Raw genomic sequence first — 2,249 nt, 5'->3', positions numbered from 1 at the left:
TAGCGGGGACGATGCTGATGGGAAACACCTTGTTTCATCATCACCACGACGATGAAATAGATTAGGGCGTAGTAGCCAATAAAGATGGCAGCAACGGCAAAGAGTGCCGCCCAAACATTCTCTAGTACTAGCATTGAACAAACCTCCAAATGATGAATAGGATGGATGGGATTGAAGTCTTAGGCTAGGAAAGGTGCTAGCTATCTCAGCTTGCTGGAGCCATGCGGGGTAGCTAGCACCATGAGAGTTATACCCTTACAGCCACTTACCAAAGGTGCGGATGTAGAACCCTTTGAGATATTGAGTCAGCAGGCAGTAGGAACCCAGGATTAACCATAGCCAGATGAAGTAGTTGGCTGGTAGGGGAACCATGCCCGATGCTGCCCCAATTGGGGTAAAGGGCAGAATCATCCCCACAATGATAGCTGTGCCAGTCGAGAGCAACACGGGCAGCGAGGGCCAGCTTTGCACAAAGGGCACGCGAGCCGTGCGCAACATGTGAACCACCAGGGTTTGGGACAGTAGCCCTTCCACAAACCAACCGGAGTTGAATAGCTTCACTTCCTCTGGTGTATTTGCCCCAAACACAAACCACATGACGATGTAGGTAGCGTAATCAAAGATGGAGCTAATTGGGCCAATGAACAGCATGAACCGCCCGATATTGGGCACATTCCACTTCTGGGGCTTGCGGAGAAACTCCTTATCCACATTGTCAAAAGGAATGGTGGTTTGGGACAGGTCGTAGATGAGATTTTGAATCAGCAGTTGAATCGGCTGCATCGGCAGGAAGGGCAGCACGGCACTCGACCCCATGACGCTGAACACGTTGCCATAGTTGGAACTGGCGGTCATGTTCAAGTACTTGAGGATGTTGGCAAAGGTGCGCCGTCCTTCGATTACTCCCCGCTCCAGTACCATCAGGTTCTTTTCCAGCAGGATGATATCGGCGGATTCCTTGGCGATGTCTACAGCAGTATCCACAGAAATTCCTACATCCGCATCCCGCAGGGCCGCCGCATCGTTAATGCCATCGCCCATGTAGCCGACAGTGTGCCCTTGTTCCCGCAGCAAACGGATAATGCGGGCTTTTTGCAGGGGAGAGACTTTGGCAAAGATGGTGGTGGTGTCTAGCTGCGCTTTGAGATCGTCATCGCTCAAACGCTCGATTTGGCTCCCCACCAGCACACCCTGAACCTCTAGGTTCACCTCTTTGCAGACTTTGCGGGTAACGATGTCGTTGTCGCCGGTGATCACTTTCACCGCAACGCCGTTATCCTTCAGGGCAGCGATCGCCTCAATGGCACTATCTTTGGGCGGGTCAAGGAAGGCTAGATACCCCACCAGAATCAGGTCACACTCATCCTGGGTGCTGTAGGTAGGAACCGTATCCAGGGGAATGGGGATTTCCTTGTAGGCAACAGCAATCACCCGGAAACCCTCCTCGTTCAGACTTTGGGTCACCCGTAACCCTTCCATTCGTACAAAGTCGTTCATAGGCATGATTTCGCCCCGATACTTGGCATGGGAGCAGACATTGAACAACTCCTCCACTGCTCCTTTGCAGATTAGGATATGGTTGCCTTCTGCCTGACCTCCACGGGGTTCAACCACCACTGACATGCGGCGACGCACAAAGTCGAAGGGAATTTCATCCACCTTGGCGTAGGCTTCTGCGGGTTTCAGCGTTGTGTTCAACTCCACATGTTCCAACACCGCTACATCCAGCAGGTTTTTTAAGCCCGTCTGGTAGTAGCTATTCAAATAACCGTACTCCAGCGGTTCATCATCTTCGTAGCCATGGATATTCACATGGCGTTCGAGAATGATTTTATCCAGTGTCAAGGTACCAGTTTTGTCGGTACAGAGGATGTCCATAGCACCAAAGTTCTGGATAGCATTGATGCGCTTCACCACCACTTTTTGATTGGCCATGACGACCGCTCCCCGTGCTAAGTTGGCGGTCACAATCATGGGCAGCATTTCAGGGGTCAGCCCCACAGCAATGGATAGAGAAAACAGCAGCGCATCTAGGAAGTTGCCTTTGGTAACCAACTGAATAATGAACACGATCGGCACCATCACGGCCATAAAGGTGATCAGCAAATAGCTGACCCGGTTGACCCCCTGCTCAAAACTAGTAAGGACTCGCTTGCCCACGATGTTTTTCGCCAAGGAGCCGAAGTAGGTGCGATCGCCTGTAGAAACGACCACCGCTGTTGCCGTGCCACTGACTACATTGGTGCCCA

At 51.8% G+C, this 2,249-nt stretch carries 1 protein-coding gene; it reads right to left on the bottom strand.

The features are described 5' to 3' along the window. Window positions 1-255: 255 nt before the first annotated feature. Window positions 256-2,249 (bottom strand): magnesium-translocating P-type ATPase (gene mgtA / locus NZ772_17725; GenBank protein MCS6815395.1); only part of this gene is annotated, 1,994 nt, incomplete at its 5' end.

This window comes from Cyanobacteriota bacterium (genome assembly GCA_025054735.1).
GTDB lineage: Bacteria > Cyanobacteriota > Cyanobacteriia > SKYG9 > SKYG9 > SKYG9.
Note: the sequence above shows the minus strand (reverse complement) of the source record. Positions and strands in the feature narration are given on the sequence as shown.